Annotated in this window: 2 protein-coding genes; both read right to left on the minus strand. The window is 35.2% G+C overall.

The window, feature by feature from the left end:
- Nucleotides 1–50: 50 nt before the first annotated feature.
- A complete protein-coding gene (locus N5D90_RS17015) occupies nucleotides 51–887 on the minus strand; it encodes an IS3 family transposase (RefSeq protein ID WP_280063470.1) in 837 nt (278 codons plus the stop codon).
- A 23-nt stretch (nucleotides 888–910) separates the two neighbouring features.
- Nucleotides 911–1,339 carry a helix-turn-helix domain-containing protein gene (locus tag N5D90_RS17020; RefSeq protein WP_280063471.1) on the minus strand — a complete coding sequence of 143 codons (429 nt, stop codon included), beginning with the start codon at nucleotides 1,337–1,339 and terminating at the stop codon, nucleotides 911–913.
- Between the last annotated feature and the right edge of the window lie 43 nt (nucleotides 1,340–1,382).

Raw genomic sequence — 1,382 nt, forward strand, 5'->3', positions numbered from 1 at the left:
ATGTAACGTCCTGAAAAAATGATACAGGATTAGACCAATAAAATTTTATTTTAAACAGTACATATATTCGTATTTGTACTGTTTTTCTTTTTGTACGATTTTGGTATTAAATCTTGTTGCTGGTGCATTTGCATCGGCGTTAAATAATAGTTTGACAAATGCGGTCTTAACTCATTATAGACCTCTACGGTTTGTTTGACCAAAATCTTTCTTGTATTCAAATCTACATTAAATTTATCAATATCATATTCCTGTTTTAAAATTCCATTGATTCTTTCGGCTATGGCATTCTCATAAGGATCTGATTCTTGTGTCATACTACAACGGATTTTATGCTTTTTCAATAGCTTTTGATAATCATCGGAACAATATTGTAATCCTCTGTCTGAATGATGAATAAGGTTCTTTGTGTTTTCTTTTTTCAATGCCATTTTCAAAGCTTTTAGACAAGATTCCGTTGCCAAAGAGTTCGATACGTCAAAACCTACGATTTTCTTAGAATAAGCATCGGTTATCAAGCTTAAATAGGCAGGATTTTCTCTGTTTCCCAAGTAAGTTATGTCTGATACCCAAACATTATTAGGCTTTTTGTATTGATAATCTTTAATCAAATTTTTATGTTTTTTAAAACGATGATACGAATTGGTAGTTTTGTGATAACTTCTTTTAGGAATGATTAACAAATGGTTAGCCCTTAAGAAGTCAAAGAATTTGTCTCTGCCAATTCTTAAATTTTCAAGTTTCTCTTTCAAAAGAAAATACAGTTTCTTTCCACCCATTTTTGGATGAATCATTCGCAGCTCTGCTACCCAATCCACAACCTGCCGTGCATTTTGTTGCCGCTTTGCTCTTCGCTTTAAATGACGATAATAAACCTGTCGGTCCACCCCGAACAATTCACAGGAGAAACTTATGGTTTCTTTTTGTTCCCTTCGGAAAGATTCGATAGTTCGGGTGGTGAGTTTTTTCGTATATCAATTTGATATTCCTCTTCGGCAAGGTTAATCATCATATCGAAAATAATGGCTTTTTTATCAGCCACATAAGCCTGTTTCTCAAGGAAAGCCTTCTGCTTTTGCAAAAGCTTTACTTGGGCTTCAAGCTCCATGATCTTTTGTTCTGGTGACTTTGGCATATTCGAAGGCGTTTGGTTCTCCCAGTCAAAGGTACCAAATTTTCTGAGCCAACTCACAACTGTGCTTCGGGCTTGGATGCCATATTTTCGGCAAGCAACAGTGGTAGAGAGTTCCCCAGACTCGATTTCTTTTACAACGTTCAACTTAAAAGACATACTGTAATCGCGCTGAGTGCGTTTGACATAATTGTTTCTTTCTTCCATAATAACGATTATTTTTTTTGTATCGCTATTTCAGGACGGGACA

The organism is Empedobacter sp. GD03797 (assembly GCF_029842105.1).
In the GTDB taxonomy this organism is placed as follows: Bacteria; Bacteroidota; Bacteroidia; order Flavobacteriales; family Weeksellaceae; genus Empedobacter; species Empedobacter falsenii_C.